Annotated in this window: 16 protein-coding genes; 14 read left to right on the top strand and 2 right to left on the bottom strand. The window is 47.6% G+C overall.

Going from position 1 to position 18,746, the window contains the following annotated elements; translation table 11 throughout:
- Positions 1-148 precede the first annotated feature (148 nt).
- Entirely contained in the window at positions 149-700 is a 552-nt protein-coding gene (hpf, locus tag M3202_RS11135) for a ribosome hibernation-promoting factor, HPF/YfiA family (protein WP_251223413.1), read from the top strand.
- Positions 701-800: 100 nt separating this feature from the next.
- On the opposite strand, the gene M3202_RS11130 is transcribed toward hpf, so the two are convergent.
- Positions 801-1,451 (bottom strand): glycoside hydrolase domain-containing protein, encoded by a 651-nt coding sequence (locus M3202_RS11130; RefSeq protein WP_251223412.1) that lies wholly within the window; start codon positions 1,449-1,451, stop codon positions 801-803.
- A gap of 233 nt (positions 1,452-1,684) precedes the next feature.
- On the opposite strand from M3202_RS11130, the gene secA reads away from it, so the two are divergent.
- Together secA and prfB are read left to right on the top strand one after the other, a co-directional pair.
- On the top strand, positions 1,685-4,195 hold the full coding sequence (secA, locus tag M3202_RS11125) for a preprotein translocase subunit SecA (RefSeq protein ID WP_251223411.1): 2,511 nt from the start codon (positions 1,685-1,687) through the stop codon (positions 4,193-4,195).
- A 34-nt stretch (positions 4,196-4,229) separates the two neighbouring features.
- Positions 4,230-5,346, top strand: a protein-coding gene (gene prfB / locus M3202_RS11120; protein WP_251223410.1) for a peptide chain release factor 2 whose coding sequence is annotated in 2 segments (ribosomal slippage) — positions 4,230-4,301 and positions 4,303-5,346 — 1,116 coding nt in all. Because the reading frame shifts where the segments join, the coding sequence is not laid out codon by codon here.
- A 297-nt stretch (positions 5,347-5,643) separates the two neighbouring features.
- Here the strand turns inward: prfB and M3202_RS11115 are convergent.
- Complete coding sequence (locus tag M3202_RS11115; protein WP_251223409.1) at positions 5,644-5,937, bottom strand: helix-turn-helix domain-containing protein; 294 nt, start codon at positions 5,935-5,937, stop codon at positions 5,644-5,646.
- Positions 5,938-6,157: 220 nt separating this feature from the next.
- Between M3202_RS11115 and M3202_RS11110 the strand changes: the two genes are divergently transcribed.
- The 11 genes from M3202_RS11110 to uvrB all read left to right on the top strand — a co-directional run bounded on the left by M3202_RS11110 (position 6,158) and on the right by uvrB (position 18,746).
- Positions 6,158-7,030: a YitT family protein gene (locus tag M3202_RS11110; protein ID WP_251223408.1), complete on the top strand. Its 873-nt coding sequence runs from the start codon at positions 6,158-6,160 to the stop codon at positions 7,028-7,030.
- A gap of 68 nt (positions 7,031-7,098) precedes the next feature.
- Positions 7,099-7,464, top strand: coding sequence for a c-type cytochrome (locus M3202_RS11105; RefSeq protein ID WP_251223407.1), 366 nt, complete (start codon positions 7,099-7,101; stop codon positions 7,462-7,464).
- A gap of 213 nt (positions 7,465-7,677) precedes the next feature.
- Positions 7,678-8,364 carry a cell division ATP-binding protein FtsE gene (gene ftsE, locus M3202_RS11100; protein WP_251223406.1) on the top strand — a complete coding sequence of 229 codons (687 nt, stop codon included), beginning with the start codon at positions 7,678-7,680 and terminating at the stop codon, positions 8,362-8,364.
- Positions 8,354-9,247 carry a permease-like cell division protein FtsX gene (ftsX, locus tag M3202_RS11095; RefSeq protein WP_251223405.1) on the top strand — a complete coding sequence of 298 codons (894 nt, stop codon included), beginning with the start codon at positions 8,354-8,356 and terminating at the stop codon, positions 9,245-9,247. Before ftsE ends, ftsX begins: the two co-directional genes overlap by 11 nt.
- A gap of 53 nt (positions 9,248-9,300) precedes the next feature.
- A complete protein-coding gene (locus M3202_RS11090) occupies positions 9,301-10,578 on the top strand; it encodes a murein hydrolase activator EnvC family protein (protein ID WP_251223404.1) in 1,278 nt (425 codons plus the stop codon).
- 688 nt (positions 10,579-11,266) lie between these two features.
- On the top strand, positions 11,267-12,739 hold the full coding sequence (locus tag M3202_RS11085) for a S41 family peptidase (RefSeq protein ID WP_390189131.1): 1,473 nt from the start codon (positions 11,267-11,269) through the stop codon (positions 12,737-12,739).
- Positions 12,740-12,970: 231 nt separating this feature from the next.
- Positions 12,971-14,155, top strand: a complete 1,185-nt coding sequence (locus tag M3202_RS11080) for a PDZ domain-containing protein (RefSeq protein ID WP_251223402.1) — start codon at positions 12,971-12,973, stop codon at positions 14,153-14,155.
- Positions 14,156-14,539: 384 nt separating this feature from the next.
- On the top strand, positions 14,540-15,340 hold the full coding sequence (motA, locus tag M3202_RS11075; RefSeq protein ID WP_251223401.1) for a flagellar motor stator protein MotA: 801 nt from the start codon (positions 14,540-14,542) through the stop codon (positions 15,338-15,340).
- A complete protein-coding gene (gene motB / locus M3202_RS11070) occupies positions 15,333-16,088 on the top strand; it encodes a flagellar motor protein MotB (protein ID WP_251223400.1) in 756 nt (251 codons plus the stop codon). The genes motA and motB overlap by 8 nt, the downstream gene beginning before the upstream one ends.
- A 78-nt stretch (positions 16,089-16,166) precedes the next feature.
- The gene (locus tag M3202_RS11065) at positions 16,167-16,391 is read left to right on the top strand and encodes a DUF2198 family protein (protein WP_251223399.1); all 225 of its coding nucleotides are present in this window, start codon (positions 16,167-16,169) and stop codon (positions 16,389-16,391) included.
- A 372-nt stretch (positions 16,392-16,763) separates the two neighbouring features.
- Positions 16,764-18,746: an excinuclease ABC subunit UvrB gene (gene uvrB / locus M3202_RS11060; protein WP_251223398.1), complete on the top strand. Its 1,983-nt coding sequence runs from the start codon at positions 16,764-16,766 to the stop codon at positions 18,744-18,746.

The following is an 18,746-nucleotide window of genomic DNA, read 5'->3' as shown; positions in this document are numbered from 1 at the left end:
GGAAGAAGCGGGTTTTTCATTTGAAGGATAACGAAAGCGGATATCTTTACGGAAAATCAACAAATTTAATCTGAGCTACATAATATGTTTAAGAAGGGTTTATAATGGGGTATATAGAAATAAGTACATAGAAAAGGAGGAGTTCTTAATGAAATACAATATTCGTGGTGAAAACATTGAAGTAACTCCAGCTTTACGAGACTATGTTGAGAAAAAAATCGGCAAATTAGAGCGTTATTTTGATACAACGCCTGTAGCGGATGTCAACGTAAGAATGCAAGTGTTAAACAATCAACATATAATGGAAATTACGATCCCGATGCCTCAGTTGCTATTACGGGCAGAGGAAGTTCATACAGACATGTATGCGGCGATAGACAATGTGGTGGAAAAGTTAGAACGTCAGATTCGTAAGCATAAGACGAAAGTGAACCGGAAGTTTCGTCAAGAAGGCAGCTTGAAGTATATGTTTAAAAATGATCTTGAGCCGCTTGAAGAGGAAGAACCGGTTTCAGATGAATTAGAGGTCGTGCGTACGAAGCGGTTTAATTTAAAGCCGATGGACGCGGAAGAAGCGATTTTGCAAATGGATATGCTCGGACATAACTTTTTCGTCTTCTCAGATGCCGTCAATGGCAATACAAATATCGTATACCGCCGAAAAGATGGAAAGTACGGTTTGATTGAGCCGGAAGCATAAGAAAATCACGAGATGTTTCAAAAGCTGGATGAGGATCCCTTTTGAAACATCTCTTTTTTAGGTTGCCTCAAGGAAAAGCGTCGGCTTCGCGAGGCTTTTCTTAGCCCAATGTTTCATAGAGCTGCTGCTGCATGAGAACCGTGTCAATCGGGCAGGAGCTTGCGTCGCGGCCGTATTGCCAGGCCCAGACATTTGCTTCACAATCAGGCCCGCTTGGCGCATAAGGTGGAAAGCGCCGCTTCGTCGTGACGCCGGGCCCAGGCTCGGCGCTCCAGATGACAGCCTGCTCGCCGACGAGCGGGGTTGCTTCCACCGCCTGACAAAAAGCTTCATTAAAAGGTCCTTCATCCGGGTCGGCATAAAAGCCGGGACGGAACGGGCTTTCATAGAAGGTCTCGACCCAGGCGGCGAGCCATGCGGCATCAACGTCAAAAAATTTTTCCACATTGGCAAAGATAAAGCTGCCTTCCGCCAAGCCTAAGCTGCGCGCCTTGAAAATCGCGTTACGCGCCGCGACAGAACCGGCCCGTTCGCCGACTGCTGCTGAAAAATTGTTGTAAATCGGCAAAAGCTTCATTCCTTTATCGCGGATGAAATGAGCTTCATCCACCGTTAACCCATCGCTCATTCCTGCAATATCTGATAAGTATCGTCCCCAGAAATCGGGCTGACCGAATTCCTGGACTACACATTGATAGAAATCCTCTGTCACACGGGCCGCTGAATCAACGCCCCAGTTTAAAATCGCCATGTCATCCCTCCTCATGCCCAGTGTATGCAGCGGGGACGATCTGGGCGAATACTTATTTCAGAAAAACTTGACGGACAAAGGAACTTATTGGTGCGGGAAGAACGGCCTTCCATCGCCGGACGCGAGAAGGGGAAGTCCTTGTAAGCTCCGATTTTACCTGCTAAAATTATCGTAGTGTGAAAATGCTTCATGCCCGCTTGTCGGGTGGGCTGAAAGAAGAGAGGACGAATTCGATGTTAGGTCTATTAAAGAAAGTAATCGGCGATCCAAGTCAACGTCAATTAAAAAAGAACGAAAAAATCGTTGAACAAATTGAAGCGTTGGCGCCTGAGATGAAAAAGCTGTCAGATGATGGTCTTCGCCAGAAAACAGAAGAATTCAAGCAACGTCATCAGCAAGGAGAATCACTTGATGACTTATTAGTAGAAGCGTTTGCGGTCGTACGCGAAGCGGCGACACGCGTCTTGCATATGACACCGTATCCGGTGCAACTTCTTGGGGCGATTGCCCTTCACCAGGGAAATATTGCCGAAATGAAAACCGGGGAAGGGAAAACCCTTGTCGGTACGATGCCTGTTTATTTGAATGCCTTAACGGAAAAAGGCGTTCATGTCGTGACTGTGAATGATTATTTGGCTCGCCGTGACTGCGAAATTATGGGTGAGCTTTATCGTTTCCTCGGGTTAACGGTCGGACTAAATGAATCCGGACTGTCGAAGGAAGAGAAGCAGGAAGCGTACCGTGCTGATGTCACCTATAGTACAAATAATGAGCTTGGGTTTGATTACTTGCGTGATAACATGGTGCTCTACAAAGAACAAATGGTTCAGCGTCCGCTCCATTTTGCGTTAATTGATGAGGTTGACTCGATTTTAATTGATGAAGCGCGGACACCGTTAATTATCTCCGGCTCGGTTGAGCGTTCGACCCAGCTTTACCAGCAGGCAAATTCTTTTATCCGGACGTTAAAAAAGGAAGAGGACTATACGCTCGATGAAAAGACGAAAAGTGTGCAGCTGACTGAGGAAGGGGTTAATAAAGCCGAGCGTGCTTTTGGCATTGATAATTTATATGATCAACAGCATGTACAGCTAAACCACCATCTGACTCAGTCATTAAAGGCGCACGTCGTGATGGCGCGTGATACCGATTATGTCGTCGAGGACGGCGAGGTCGTGATCGTTGACTCTTTCACTGGACGTTTAATGAAGGGGCGGCGTTACAGCGACGGGCTGCATCAGGCGATTGAAGCGAAGGAAGGCCTGCCGATTCAGCGTGAGAGCATGACGCTTGCCTCCATTACATTCCAGAACTATTTCAGGATGTATCAGAAGCTTGCCGGGATGACGGGTACGGCGAAAACGGAGGAAGAGGAATTCCGCAACATTTATGGAATGGACGTCATGGCGATTCCGACGAACAAACCGATTGCCCGTGATGATCGTCCTGATTTAATTTTTAAAACGATGGAAGCGAAGTTTAAAGCAGTCGTTAATGAAATTGAAGAAAAACATAAAAAAGGACAACCTGTTCTTGTCGGTACGGTAAGTGTCGAGACATCTGAACTTGTCTCAAGTCTGTTAAAGAAAAGGCGGATTCCGCACCACGTCCTCAATGCGAAAAACCATCAGAGGGAGGCCGAGATCATTGAGAATGCTGGGCAAAAAGGCGCCGTCACGATTGCGACGAACATGGCCGGCCGTGGTACCGATATTAAGCTGGGTGAAGGGGTAATCGAGCTTGGCGGTCTCCATGTGCTCGGAACGGAACGGCATGAAAGCCGGCGGATCGACAATCAGCTCCGCGGTCGTGCCGGCCGTCAAGGTGATCCGGGTTCTTCCCAGTTTTATTTATCGATGGAAGATGAGCTGATGCGTCGCTTCGGCTCTGATAACATGAGAGCGATGATGGAAAAGCTCGGGATGGAAGATGACCAGCCGATTGAAAGCAAGCTCGTTTCCCGTGCGGTTGAAACAGCGCAAAAACGCGTGGAAGGCAATAACTTTGACGCGCGGAAGCAAATTTTGCAATATGATGATGTCATGCGTGAACAGCGCGAAATCATTTACAAGCAGCGCGTTGAGGTCCTTGAATCGGATAATCTTCGTGAAATTGTCGAATCGATGATCAAGTCTGTCATTGAGCGCACCGTGCGCCTCCATACGCCGGAAAGTGAAGTGCCGGAGGACTGGGATCTTGGTGCGATCGTCAATTATATGAAGGCCCAGCTTTTGAACGAAAATGATTTGACAGAGCAGGAGCTGCGCGGTCTCGATCCTGAAGAGATGATCGAGCTGATTACCGAGAAGGTGCTCGCCAATTATAATCAGAAGGAAGAGGAATTTACGCCGGAATACATGCGTGAATTCGAGAAGGTCATTATGCTGCGGACGGTTGACCGGAAGTGGATGAACCATATTGACCAAATGGATCAGCTCCGCCAAGGAATTCATCTTCGTGCATATGGTCAGAACGATCCGTTGCGTGAGTATCGTTTTGAAGGATTTGAAATGTTCGAGCAGATGATTGCGTCGATTGAGGAAGAAGTATCGATGTATGTGATGAAAGCCCAGGTACAGCAAAATCTTGAGCGCCAAAAGGTCGCTGAAGGGCAGGCTGTTCATCAAAGCACAGAGCAGCAGCCGAAGAAGCGCCAGCCGATCAGAAAAGGGGTCACCGTCGGGCGGAATGATCCGTGTCCATGCGGCAGCGGCAAAAAGTACAAAAACTGCTGCGGCGCATAAGCAGCCATATAAAATAACGAGGTAGAGGTGCAGGATGGAATTAGTAGAGATTAAGCAAACGCTGACAGCAATGGCAAAGCGATTATCAAATTTTAGGGGGTCTCTTTGACCTCGATGAGAAGCAGGAACGCATTGCCGAATTAGAAGAGAAGATGACTGATCCTGATTTTTGGAATGATCAGGAGGCGGCTCAGGCGATCATTAACGATTCCAATGCGTTAAAGGAGCAGGTCAATGGCTTTTTGGCTTTAGAATCGGAATACGAGGATTTAGAGGTCTCATATGAGCTGGTGAAGGAAGAAGCCGATGAAGATTTGAAACAGGATCTGGAGCAGGGGGTCACCAGCTTAAGTGAAGCACTGAACCAGTTTGAGCTTCAGCTCTTGCTAAGTGAGCCGTATGATAAGAACAATGCGATTCTTGAGCTCCATCCCGGTGCCGGGGGAACTGAGTCACAGGACTGGGCTTCGATGCTTTTGCGGATGTACACGCGCTGGGCAGAGCGAAAAGGGTTCAAGGTGGAGACGATGGATTATTTGCCGGGCGATGAGGCCGGGGTGAAGAGCGTCACGCTGCTGATTAAAGGCCACAATGCGTACGGTTATTTAAAAGCGGAAAAAGGCGTCCATCGGTTAGTGCGGATTTCGCCGTTTGATTCGTCGGGGCGCCGGCATACGTCGTTCGTTTCGTGCGAAGTGATGCCTGAGCTGGATGATAGTGTCGACATCGACCTCTCACCGGAAGATTTGAAAATCGACACGTACCGCGCCAGTGGGGCCGGCGGTCAGCATATCAATACGACTGATTCGGCTGTGCGGATCACCCACTTGCCGACAAACACAGTCGTCACTTGCCAAAGCGAACGCTCCCAAATTAAAAACAGGGAACAAGCGATGAAAATGATGAAAGCGAAGCTGTACCAGCTCAAAATCGAAGAGCAGCAGCAGGAACTTGCCGAAATCCGTGGCGAACAAAAAGAAATCGGCTGGGGAAGCCAAATCCGCTCCTATGTCTTTCATCCATACAGCATGGTCAAGGATCATCGCACCAATTACGAAGTCGGCAATACGACAAGCGTGATGGACGGCGATCTTGACGGCTTCATCGACGCCTATTTGCGCCAGGCCATCGGCGGGGTGGAGCAGGAGTAGATGGGGTGGGGCAGCACCTCAAACGTAAACGAGTCGCAGGTATTCAACATAAAAAGGGACGACGGAAATGCTGTCGTCCCTTTTTTATTCTGTTTTAGAAAGTGTCGCCAAGTATCCTTCACATTTCGATCCCTGCCTCTCACAAAGAGTGGGAACAACAACCGCCGGCTCTGATTGAAGGTATTAGGAAAGATTTCAATCCACGCACTCACAAAGAATACATAGACCTTTCGTAAGATGCGGGAAAAGCAAAGTTTAAAGTGGTTCAGATAAAAAATCTTTTCCACGAGTGAATTTTTAGAACGTAACTGTCGTAGCAGCTTGTTCTTTTTCGACCAGTGTTACTTGTAAACCGAGTGCATTGGCAATAGCGATTAAAGTATCTAGTCTTGGAACGGTAGTAGAATTCTCCACCTGGGCGATTTGCGATTGACTCATATTTACTTTAGCTCCTAATTCCGCTTGCGTTAGCTTCAATTGTTTGCGCCGCGCGACAATCGATTCAGCGAAATAGGCCGCTACTTCAATCTCCAGCTTTCGTTCCTGCGGGATCGAAGTAATATGTTGAGCCATCTCCTCCCATGATTTCATTCTTGATCCTCCTTTTTTTACGTCTTTTCCAGCTGTATCGTTTTCCTATAAGCCTTCATTGATTATGATATCATTTCATCTTTTTCTTTACATTTTTGCACAATAGTCGTGCCAGCCTTCTTAGTTCGTCACCGCGCTAATGGAGTCGCGTTTACTTCCGTGAGAGCTGATGCTATACTACCCAATGGTTTGGATATGATAGTAAAAAGGAGTGAAGCGGATGATAACGTCCCGTAAACGGAGAGGGCCTCTCAATCACAGGCTGCAATTATTGGTCGATTATACATACATCCTGACAGGGTCGGCGATTGTCGCGATCGCGTTTAATTTATTTTTACTGCCGAACAAAATCGCCTCGGGCGGGGTCAGCGGCATTAGTACGATTGTCAATGCGACATTCGGGATTGAGCCGGCGTTTACCCAATGGGCTTTCAACATTCCTCTCTTCATTCTCGGGGTGTTGCTGCTTGGCGGATTCAAATATGGAATCAAAACATTGGTCGGCACATTGTTTCTCCCATTTGTTGTGTTTTTAACGCGGGAATGGTCAGTCGGCTTTGAGGATGCGCTGCTCGGTGCGTTATTTGGCGGAATGGGAGTGGGCCTCGGACTGGGAATCGTCTTTCGGGCGAGCGCTAGCACAGGCGGCACGGATCTCGCCGCGCAAATTATTCAAAAATTCACCGGCGTTTCCCTTGGGGCGTGCGTCTTTATTTTAGATGGCCTGATCGTCTTGACATCGGCGATCGTTTTCGGTCTGGAGCTGGCGCTATATGCGTTAATTGCTTTATTTGTGACGGGAAAGACGATTGATTTAGTGCAAATGGGGGTAGGATATGCAAAGGTAGCTTTAATCATCTCCAATCATCAGGAAGAACTGCGAAAAAGCATCCTGCGGGATGTTGATCGTGGAGTAACAAAGCTAAGCGGCTATGGCGGTTATACGGAAGAAGAGAGACCCGTCTTAATGTGTGTTGTCCATCAGAGTGAGGTCACAAAATTGAAACATATCGTTCAAGCTGTTGACCCGCAAGCGTTTGTCATCGTTACGAACGCCACGGAGGTGCTTGGAGAAGGGTTTAAGCACGCCTAACAAAAAAGAAATCGGCTATAATGTGCTTGGAGGAAACTCCTGCAAAACGAATCAATGGAGGGAAAGAGATGAAGAAATTTCTACTTGTGCTAGGTGCTGTTTTTGCTTTGACAGCTTGTGGAGGCGGAGGAGAAGAGCCAGCCCCGGCTGATGAAGCTCCAGTTGATGAAGCCCCGGCTGAGGATGCGGCCGGCGAAGGAGAAGAAGCGGCAGGTGATTTTGATGCTGAAGCAGCTCGCACGACATATGAAGCAAGCTGTATCGGCTGTCACGGAGGGAACCTGGAAGGGGGAGTCGGTCCTGCTTTGGCTGGAACGGAACTCTCAGCGGAAGAAATTGAACATGTCATTTTAAATGGACAAGGCACAATGCCAGCGCAAAATCTCCCGGAAGAAGATGCGAATAACATCGCTCAATGGATTAAAACTCAATAAAGCAAAAGCCCTGAAAAAGAGAAAGCGAATCTTTTTCAGGGCTTTTTTCGACTGAAATATAATTGTAATAAAATTGGTTCTCCATAATTTTTAATAAATGGTATAATGGATAGGCGAACCGACAGGATAAGGGGAAAGCAGTGCTTTTTCTACAGCATTCGTAATGGACAAGCAGTGACTTGTGAAATGACGGTAAGCGGGGAAGTGAACAGTATGATTGAAATGAAGGATGTATGGAAGACCTATTCCAATAATGTAAAGGCGATTAATGGGATTAATATAAAAATTAAAAAAGGTGAGTTTGTCTATGTCGTAGGACCGAGCGGCGCCGGAAAATCGACATTTATCCGTCTGATGTACCGTGAAGAGAAAGCGACGAAGGGCGAAATTATTATCGATAAAACGAGCTTGTCAACGATTAAAGAAAAGCATATCCCGTTACTGCGCCGGAAAATAGGGGTGGTGTTTCAGGATTTCAAACTGCTGACGAGCTTGAGCGTGTATGAAAATGTGGCGTTTGCGCTTGAAGTGATTGAGGAAGCGCCGGATATGATCAAACGCAAGGTGATGGATGTGCTTGATATCGTGCAGTTGAAAAACAAGGCGCGGTTTTTGCCAAGTGAACTATCAGGTGGAGAGCAGCAGCGGGTGGCGATTGCCAGAGCGATTGTCAATCAGCCTGATGTTCTGATCGCGGACGAGCCGACGGGAAATCTTGATCCAGATACAGCTTGGGGAATTATGGACATCTTAGACGATATTAACCATCGCGGCACGACGGTTATTATGGCAACTCATAATAAGGACATTGTCAACACGATCAAGAAACGAGTTGTCGCAATCGAAGGCGGGCGCGTGGTTAGGGATGAAATAAGGGGGACCTACGGCTATGAAGCTTAGAACTCTCGGACGCCATGTTCGGGAAGGCAGTAAGAACTTAGGACGAAATGGTTGGATGACGTTCGCTTCGATAAGTGCGGTCGCCGTCATGCTGTTTGTTGTCGGGGCGTTTTTGCTTCTGATTATGAACGTCAATCATTTTGCTTCTGTTATTGAGGACGATGTTGAGATACGGGTTTATATTGAGCTGACGGCAACACCGGAACAGCAGGATGAGCTTCGAGCTCAAATTGAAACAACACCGGATGTGGCCGAGGTGACGTTTTTAGGAAAAGATGAAGGACTCAATCAGTTGATTGACAGTCTCGATGAACGGGGCCAGGTCTTTGAATCGATTCGTTCGGAAAATCCGCTGAATGATGTGTTCATTGTCGAGGCCAGCAGTCCGCAGTTGACAGAACAGGTTGCGGGGCTGCTTGAACAGATGCCTTATGTGGAACGGATTGACTTCGGGAAAGAGGTCGTGGAGCGCTTGTTTGCCTTCACCGATTTATTTCGCACAGTTGGTCTTGTGCTCGTGTTGGCGATGATGTTTACGGCAATGTTTTTAATTGCCAATACTATTAAACTGACAATTGTGGCTAGAAAACGAGAAATTCAGATTATGAAACTTGTCGGGGCAACCAATGGGTTCATCCGCTGGCCATTTTTTATAGAAGGAATGCTTTTAGGAGTCGTTGGATCTTTGATTCCGATTTTGTTGATTGGCTTCGGCTATTCATACGTCCTGTCAAACTTTGGGGAGCGTTTTGAACTCATGTTCTTCTCCCTGTTACCTGTGTTCCCATACATATGGCAGATCGCAGCGTTGCTTATCGGAATCGGAGCTTTTATCGGTGTTTGGGGAAGTATCGTATCTGTGCGGAAGTTTTTGAAAGTATAGAGGCTCGGTGATTAAGAAGAAAAGTTTTACAGGAAATGAGGAGGAACGGCTGAATGAAGCAAAGGTTGGGTTTAGTTGCAGTTGCATTGTTGCTGGTTACTGGTTCTTTAGGCGCGGGCTTATTTGATCACAAGGCGTTGGCTAACTCGGAAATCGAAGGTAAGATTTCCGATGTTCAGCGTGAGCGTCAGGAGAAACAGGAAGAGGCGAAGAAGACAGAAGCGGAAATCCAAAAGCTTGAGACTGAAATGCAGCAACTGAATGACGAAATCCGAAAGATTGATCATGAAGTGGCGACAACGAGTCAAAACATTCGTGACAAACGAAGCGAGATCGAAGAAGTACGCGCCCATATTGAGGCCCTTCGTGCGGAGATTGCTGAGCTGGAGGAACGAATTGCCGAAAGAGACGTTCTGCTGAAAGACAGAGCGCGCGCGATGTATCAGAGCGGTGGCTCGATTAACTACCTGGAAGTCATTCTTGGAGCAAAGAGCTTTGGTGATTTTCTCGACCGGGTGAATGCTCTGTCTGTCATCGCGCAGCAGGATCGTAACATTATTGAAGCTCATATTGAGGATCAGAACCGGCTTGAAGAGGCGAAGCTGCAAGTGGAGCAGGAGCTGCAAACACTTGAAGGGCATTTAGCCGAGCTTGAGCAGATGATGGCCGAGCTTGAGTCGCAGCGTCAGCAAAAGGATGATCTGATGAACCGTCTGCAGCAGCGCGAAGATGAGCTGCATGACGATCTTGGTGAATTGGAGAATGCCGATGAAATTCTCCGCGCCCAAGAGGCGGCGTTGAAAAAAGAACTCGCTGAGTATGAGGAACGCCAGCGTCAGGCCGCAGCGGCCGCAGCTGCTGCGTCTCGAAGTGGAGGCGGTGGTGGTCAAATGCACAGTACGCCGGCGGTGACGAACTCCGGTTTTATGCGGCCGGCAACGGGAAGCATCACATCAACATTTGGCCCACGTAGTTCTTTTGGAGGACGGATGCACTACGGAATTGACATCGGTAAGAACGGTCGTACCGGAGATGTGCCGATTGTTGCCGTTCAGGATGGAACAGTCGTAAGTGCAAGCTATATGAATGGCTATGGAAATACTGTGATCATCGCACATTACGTCGAGGGACAGCTGATTACGACATTGTACGCCCATATGGAGCGCTTGAATGTGTCGAGCGGACAAAGTGTCTCAAAAGGGCAAACGATTGGAATTATGGGGAATACGGGACGCTCGTTCGGCGCTCATTTACACTTTGAAGTTCATGAAGGCGGCTGGAATGGAGCGAAGTCCAACGCGGTCAATCCGTTAAACTATATTCCGAATTAAGCCAAGAAAAATAAGAAGGGGAGAGGTGTTCAAAGGAAAAAACCTTGGGCACCTCTCTTTTTTAGCGACAAGGATTGCTTCTTCATATCGGTAGTTGAGCTTGAGACAAAACTAGCTTTGGACCTACTGGCAATGGCTTCACACGCCACAAGGCCGTTGTGAGAAACCCACTCACAACGGCCTTTAAAAGATCGTGGCGGTTCCGCTCATTGCTTAAAGGCTGTGACAAAACGAGGCTAGGTCAAACGTATTTTCTATATGACTATCCGAACAAATGAAAAGAGGGGAATCCGTCGCTCCTGAAACAGACTTCGCTTTCCGTGGGAAGCTGGTGAGCCTCCTCGGGCTATTGAAGTGAACCCCATCCCGGGAGCAGATTTGAAGCTCCGGATCGTGACAAATACTTATACCCAAAAAGCCTGTCGACCGTCTCGCTTTTACGAGACTTTGTCGACAGGCTGCCCCATTTCTTTAGAAATGATTGGCAGTTCTTTGAACTTATCCTCTATCTTTGTTAAAATGATGATGTTGAAAAAACATAACTGGTACAAGCTGGACATAAGGTAATGATAGACAGCAGGCAGGATGTAACGTTGGTGTGGAAAATAGGCATTACACGTTTAGTGGTGTGGTGCTTTTTGTTTTCAAGAGCTGAGGAGAAGCGGTTTTTGAAACGGAATGGGAGTTGGTGAAGGTGAAAAGAAAACAGTCGTTGATTGTATGTGTTGCTTTAGTGGCCCTGGGGGCGTATCTCTTTTTCTTTCTGTCTGATCAAGGTGGAATGTCAAATGCGGTCTCGCCAACCGGTGGCAGTGAGGAAGCAGCTAGTTCTGTTGAGCTAACAGACAAAGAACTGCTTGAGAAATTTGAAAAGGCGCTGACAATTATTCAGGAACAGTATGTCGAGGAAGTAAGTGATCAGCAATTAATCGAGGGTGCAATTGAAGGGATGCTGCGGACGCTTGAAGATCCTTACTCTGTCTATATGGATCAGGAGACAGCCAATCAATTTGTTGAGTCACTCGGTTCTCATTTTGAAGGAATTGGCGCCGAAGTGAGCATGACAGACGGAAAGGTGACGATTGTCGCGCCATTCCGGGAATCTCCGGCTGAACGGGCCGGATTGCAGCCAAATGACAAGATTATTGAAATTGACGGTGAGTCAATTGAAGGTCTTTCCTTGTATGAGGCTGTATTAAAAATCCGCGGTGAGCAGGGGACGACGGTTCGGCTGACGATTGAACGGGCCGGTTCAAGTGAACTGATCGAGGTGCCGGTTGAACGTGATGAAATTCCTATTGAAACAGTCCGCTCGGAAATCATTGAACAGAACGGAAAGAAAGTCGGTCTGCTTGAAATCACTTCTTTTTCCGAGGATACAGCGGAACGCTTTAAGGAAAGTTTAAGCAGTCTTGAAGCGGAAGGAATCGATGGACTGCTGATTGATGTACGCGGGAATCCAGGCGGTTACTTGGATGCGGTCGAAGAAATTGGTGACTTGGTCATTCCGAATGAACAGCCGATTGTGCAAATTGAAAACCGTAATGGGGAGAAAGTTCGCTATGTGTCTTCTCTCAAGGAACCGAAGCCATATCCGATTGTCGGGATTACGGATGGCGCTTCTGCCTCGGCATCAGAAATTCTGGCGGCGGCCTTAATTGAAGGGGGCGGTTATGACGTTGTCGGAGAAACAACCTTTGGAAAAGGAACGGTTCAGCAGACGATCCGTTTAGGAGATGGCAGTGAGCTGAAGCTTTCTTTATTCAGATGGCTGACAAGTGATGGAAATGATATTAACGGCGAAGGGGTTAAGCCTACTGTTGAAGTGCGACAGCCGGACTATTTTTATACAACTCCTTTGACGCTGGAAGAACCGTTGACTGCGGATATGATGAATGAGCAAATCAAGAGCGCCCAGATCATGCTGAAAGGGCTAGGCTTTGAAACTGGGCGAACGGACGGCTATTTTGATGGGCAGACAAAGCAGGCAGTCCTCGCTTTTCAACAGACGCATGAGCTGGAAGCGACGGGTGATTTAACGAAAGAAACAGCCGATTTGCTGCAGCAGCAGATTTTAGAAAATGTACGGGAGCGTGAAAATGATCGCCAGCTCCAAACAGCAATTGAATTAGTGCTGGAGCAGGCTGGCACTTCACGATAATCGTGCAAATGACTTATCGGCTATTAAAGGAAGACAGACAGTCTTTGTCGAAATAAGAAGGAGATATAATAAAAGCCTTCGAAGAATTGACAATGGCTGGTTCACTACTCGCCTAGAGAGGAGAACCTTACTCCTCTCTAGGCTTTTAAAAGATGGAGCAACTTTTTTGGTGTGAAAAACGATACAGCTGGTTTCTTATTTACGATTCAGAAGGCTGAAGGAGAACCGACTATGATGGACATAATGAGCAGCTTGGGTTGGCTCATCCTTTCGTTTCTAGCTAACCCACTTTTATATCTTGGTTTTATCATCATTGCTTTCATATCTGCTGGCAGGGTGAAGCGGGAACGCGAATCTTTTCATACGCGCGTCTATTCGAAACGTGCGGATTGGACAATCCCATTACTTCCAGCTTTGCTTATGGGAGGCGCGCTTTCCCTCATTACCGGCTTAGTCGGCGTTGTCGTGACGATCGAATGGCTGCTTTTGGTGGCGGCTCTATACGTACTCACCGCATTGACTTGCCAACTGCGCTGGATCAGCCCGGCTTTCGTGCTCGGCCTGTGCCTTCTTTTCTACGGGATGGAACCGTGGCTCGGCGAAAGTTCGATGCTTGCCGGCGTTTATGAACGAATTACGCTCATTCCTCTTTTCGCTCTAGCCGGCTTAGCGTCCTTATTTGTTATAGCAGAAGGGATTCTGATTCGGACGAATGGAGCGCGCTTTTCTTCGCCGAAGCTACGAAGAAGCAAGCGGGGGAAATGGGTCGGTTTCCATGAGGCAAAGCGGCTTTGGGTCGTACCGGTTCTCTTTTTTATCCCTGATGGACTTCTCCCTTCCTTTTCTTATTGGCCTGTGCTGCAAATCGGCGATGGAGGCTGGCAACCTGTTCTTCTTCCACTTTTATTCGGCTTTCAACAGCGGATAAAGGCGACATTGCCGCATATTCCAATTAGGCAGCACGGCAACCGGCTATTCTTTTTCGGTCTCATTTTAGGCGGTCTTGCAGCGGCGAGCTACTACAGCCCGTATGTGGCGGTTGTGCTTGGTGCTGCGGTCATCGCCGGGCGTGAGCTGATCTGGCTTCTGGCAAAGGAAAAGGACGAAAAACAGCCTGATTTCTTCTCGGCGAAAGAAAAAGGCTGTGTCGTTCTTGGCGTTCTTCCTGGCAGCCCGGCTGAGAAAATGAATCTTGAAATTGGAGAAATCATTGTAAAAGTAAACGGACAGCCGGTTTCAACCGATGAGAACTTTTATGAGGCTCTCCAGCAAAACTCGGCTTTTTGTAAGCTGGAGATTCTTACCCACGAAGGAGAGCTTCGCTTTGCCCAAGGCGCGATCTATGATGGCGGACACCACCAGCTCGGTGTCCTGCTCGTAAAAGACGACATCCAGCTTCAGGATTCTATTATTTAAGGCGCGTTCTTCGAGTTATGAAAACGGACGATTTTCAGTGGCCTCACCGAAGCAGCCCTTCTTTTTCTGTGGAAATCAAACAGAAAGGAAGAGCTGCTTTTTTTCTTTTTTTGACAAAGTCCTCCCCTCAACGAGTCGAAATTTGGATAAATTTAGAGACTTAAGCACTATTGTGGCAAAGAATTATGTTGAAAAACCTCGGAACCTTTTGTTTTTCTTTGAAAATGATGGTATGTTAATAGAAAAAGTGAAACTTTTCTGATAGGAGAGAAGTCACTGGTACAACTGATGGGGAGATACCTGAACGCGGAGGTGACATTTGACTTCGGTGAGGGGGAGTAGGGTCAATAAATCGCAAGGAAAAAGGAATGGGTGAAGTGACGAATGGATAAGATGTCTATTTTAGGCGTAATAGTTGGTGTAGCAGCTGTGATAATTAGTATGGTCTTTAAAGGGACCAGCTTGATGGTCCTGATTAACCCAGCTGCTATAACGATTATTTTAGTTGGGACGGCGGCGGCGATTTTAATCGGTTTTCCGTCTGAGGATGTAAAGCGGATTCCAAAGCTATTTAAAGTGATTTTTCAAAGACAGCAGATTCCAAACACGTCTGAACTGATTACGCTATTTGTGAGTCTTAGCGCAATGGCGCGAAAAGAAGGGCTGCTCGCCCTGGAAAATGAAATTGAGCAAATTGAGGAACCGTTTTTAAAGCAGGGAATGAAGATGGTGGTTGATGGGTTGGACCCGGATTTCATTCGCGATACGATGGAGGTCGAGCTTGAAGTGATGGAAGAGCGTCATGCCTCGGGGGCGGCGATTTTCACTCAGGCAGGGACGTATGCGCCGACTCTCGGTGTTCTCGGCGCCGTGATGGGCTTAATTGCTGCTCTCGGTGATTTGAATGATATTGAGGCGCTCGGCTACGCGATTTCGGCGGCATTTGTCGCTACGCTGTTCGGTATTTTTACGGGCTATGTGCTTTGGCATCCATTTGCGAATAAATTAAAGCGTAAATCGAAGCTGGAGTTAACGCAGAAAAGTTTGATGATTGAAGGTGTTCTCTCTATTCAGGCCGGGATTTCGCCACGTGCTTTGGAAGACAAGCTGCTCGTGTACTTGTCATTGGATGAAAAAGCAAAACGGGGAGAAGCAGTCAACCAGGGGGAGAGTGTAAATGGCTAAAAGGCGAAAAAAGCATCATGAAGAGCATATTGATGAGACGTGGCTGATTCCGTATGCGGACATGCTGACATTGCTTCTCGCTCTTTTCATCGTCTTATTTGCTGTCAGTTCGGTTGATGCGGAAAGGTATGAACAGATGATGATTACGTTCAATGAAACCTTTCAAGGAGGAAGAGGCTTGCTGGAGCAGCCTGTCCCGTCACCTGTTAACTCCGGGATGGAAGAAGTAAGGCAGGGGGTTTCCGGAGAAGAAGGTCGGGCTGTGTCAACGGAACGGCGGGAACTGGAAGAGCTGAAGCGACAAATTGATCTGTACATAGAAGAAAACGACCTCAGCTCGGAGCTGCAAACGAGCTTGTCGGCGGACGGTCTGCTGTTGACGATTCTTGATCAGGCTCTGTTTCATTCCGGCAGCGCGGAAATTCGTGAGGATGCGCTCAATGTGGTCGAGCAAATTTCAGATTTGCTTATTTCAGATCCACCGCGCCGCATTGTCGTCGCCGGTCATACGGATAACGTGCCGATTCAAAATGCAGAGTACCGGTCCAATTGGGATTTAAGTGCTGATAGAGCGTTGAATTTCACGAAAATCCTGCTTGAGAATGAAGAGCTTGATCCAAGCCTGTTAAGCGCCACCGGCTATAGTGAATACCAGCCGGTTGCCTCGAATGATACGCCGGAGGGCAGAGAGAGAAACCGCAGGGTGGAAGTGTTAATCCTGCCGAATGAAAGTCTTAGTGAGAGGTAAAAGAAGGCGAAGTATGGTACGATAGAAAGCGGATCGTGTAAACGAACTGAGTAAGAGGTAAAGGGGTAGGACAAACGAATGATCGATGTAGGACTGGCACTTTTCGCCCCGTTTCTCTTAATGGTTGTGGTGACCCGGATAACGTTTAGTTTGCTGGGAGCTTGTATCGTGACTTTTATGGTGCTCTTTGTCGTCCTTGACAGCCATGCCCAGCCGTGGCCAATCATGATTCTGACACTGCTGTCATTTGCCGGGGGCTTTGCCGTAGCGAAAAAAAGGTTGAAACGAATACAAGGAATGTAGAAGCAAGCCTAAAACAAAAGGGTGTTAGTTCCCTTTTGTTTTAGGCTATTTTAATAGGTAAGAATGTTACGCGGATGGCGTAAAGACTCCTCGCTTCATGGCTTCACCCGCCACCCACTCATAATGAAGCTGCAGAAAAAGTATGATTTTCACTTTTTCAGCAGCTTCTATTTGAAAATCCTGACAAAAAAATAAGCACATTCGTTCGCTTTGTTTGTGTTTTTTTAAAGTGGCTATGGTATAATTATGTTTGTTCTCATAGAGGAATCTGTTTTCTTTTAAGAGGAAAAGGAAAGGAAAATAACGATATTGTTTAAAGATTCGGCAACAGTGCTATGCTGAGAAGATAGAGATTCGGAGGAGGTTATATCGTTGGAGCGATCGTTTGAACTTGTGTCCCCGTATGAGCCGCAGGGTGATCAGCCCCGGGCGATTGCGGAAATCGTTGAAGGGCTGCAAAGAGGCGAAAGGCATCAAACTTTACTCGGTGCGACGGGGACAGGGAAGACGTTTACGATGTCGAATGTGATCCAGGCAGTGAATAAACCAACGCTTGTGATGGCTCATAATAAAACACTTGCCGGGCAGCTTTACAGTGAGTTTAAAGAATTCTTCCCGAATAATGCAGTTGAATACTTTGTCAGTTATTACGATTACTATCAGCCGGAGGCCTATGTGCCAAGCTCTGATACGTTTATAGAAAAGGATGCCAGCATCAATGATGAAATTGATAAGCTGCGTCACTCGGCGACAAGCGCCTTATTTGAGCGGAGAGATGTGATTATTATCGCCAGTGTCTCGTGCATTTACGGGTTAGGGTCGCCGGAAGAATATCGTGATCTCGTCGTCTCTCTCCGCGTCGGAATGGAGATGGACCGCAATGAGCTTTTGCGTAATCTCGTCGATATCCAATATGATCGAAATGACATCAACTTCGTCCGCGGAACTTTCCGCGTTCGCGGCGATGTTGTTGAGATCTTTCCCGCCTCTCGCGATGAACAGTGCATCCGGGTCGAGTTTTTTGGTGATGAAATTGACCGGATGACCGAAGTCGATGCTCTGACGGGCGAGATTAAGGGAGAGCGTAATCATGTCGCGATTTTCCCGGCTTCCCACTTCGTTACGCGGGAAGAAAAGCTGAAAAAAGCAATCGCCAATATCGAAGTCGAGCTGGAGGAAAGACTGAAGGAGCTGAAGGACCAAGGGAAGCTACTGGAGGCACAGCGGCTTGAACAGCGTACGCGCTATGATCTTGAGATGATGAGTGAAATGGGTTTTTGCTCAGGGATTGAGAATTACTCCCGCCATCTTACATTGCGTGAAGCCGGTGCAACGCCGTACACGTTGCTCGATTTCTTTCCTGACGACTTTCTCCTTATCGCCGACGAGTCTCATGTCACCTTGCCACAGGTGCGCGGGATGTTTAACGGAGACAGGGCGAGGAAACAGGTTTTAGTCGATCACGGCTTCCGCCTGCCTTCCGCCCTGGATAATCGTCCGCTCCGGTTTGAAGAGTTTGAAGCGAAAGTCCATCAGGCTGTTTATGTCTCGGCGACTCCGGGTCCTTACGAGCTGGAGCATACACCGAAAATGGTCGAGCAGATCATCCGGCCGACAGGATTGCTTGATCCGACGATTGATGTCAGACCGATCGAAGGACAAATAGATGATTTGATTGAGGAAATTCACTTGCGCACGGCGCGTAATGAACGGGTGCTTGTGACAACGTTAACAAAGAAAATGTCGGAAGACTTAACCGATTATTTGAAAGAAATCGGCATCCGGGTTCGCTATCTTCACTCGGAAGTGAAGACGCTTGAGCGGATTGAAATTATTCGTCAGCTCCGGCTCGGCTCGTTTGACGTGCTGGTCGGAATTAACCTGTTGCGGGAAGGGCTTGATATTCCTGAAGTATCACTCGTCGCGATTCTTGACGCGGACAAGGAAGGCTTTCTCCGGGCCGAGCGTTCCCTCATTCAAACGATTGGACGGGCGGCGCGAAATGAAAACGGTCATGTCATCATGTATGCCGATAAAATCACGAATTCGATGCGGATTGCCATCGATGAGACGGCGAGACGCCGGACCATTCAGGAAGAGCATAATCGCAAGCACGGCATTACGCCGAAAACGATTCAGAAGAGCATCCCGGATGTGATTCAGGCGACAATGGTCGCGGAGGATGCAGAAGCAAAAAGCTATGGCGCACCAGCTGCAGCCTCATTAAGCAAAAAAGACAGAAAAGCAATGATCGAACGAATGGAACAGGAAATGAAAGAAGCAGCGCGTAATCTTAATTTTGAACGGGCGGCTGAGCTTCGTGACCTTGTTCTTGAATTGAAAGCGGAAGGGTGA

The sequence above is a fragment of the Halalkalibacter oceani genome (genome assembly GCF_023715605.1).
In the GTDB taxonomy this organism is placed as follows: domain Bacteria; phylum Bacillota; class Bacilli; order Bacillales; family Bacillaceae_D; genus Halalkalibacter; species Halalkalibacter oceani.
The sequence above is the reverse complement of the archived record's forward strand: the minus strand, read 5'-3'. Positions and strand labels throughout refer to the sequence as shown.